Source organism: Geobacillus sp. WSUCF1, assembly GCF_000422025.1.
GTDB lineage: Bacteria > Bacillota > Bacilli > Bacillales > Anoxybacillaceae > Geobacillus > Geobacillus zalihae.
In genome coordinates this window covers 1-360 of sequence record NZ_ATCO01000311.1, presented here as the reverse complement: position 1 = coordinate 360, position 360 = coordinate 1, and the positions used below count along the sequence as shown (strand labels likewise).

The following is a 360-nucleotide window of genomic DNA, read 5'->3' as shown; positions in this document are numbered from 1 at the left end:
AATTCTTTTTGCACATCCCCATGACCAAAACAATTCCAACCGTAGATGAACACAACATTCGCCAAGTGGTCGGTGTCGATGTAGGGGTTAACTTTCTTGCAACAGCTTATGATTCGCAAGGGAAAACGATCTTTTTTAACGGACGAAAAATCAAGCATATGCGTGCCAAGTACAAACGAATGCGAAAAACCCTCCAGCAAAAAGGGACGGCTTCTGCGCGTCGGAAGTTGAAAACAATCGGACAACGAGAAAACCGTTGGATGACGGATGTGAACCATGCTGTCACGAAGGCACTCGTTCGTCAATATGGAGAACGTACCCTTTTTGTATTAGAAGATTTAACAGGCATTCGTGAAAAAA

The 360-nt window shown here is 43.6% G+C and carries 1 protein-coding gene; it reads left to right on the top strand.

Features of this window, described 5'->3' with window-relative positions:
- The coding region (locus I656_RS0117345; protein WP_033007063.1) for a transposase at positions 1 to 360 on the top strand (360 nt) is incomplete at both ends.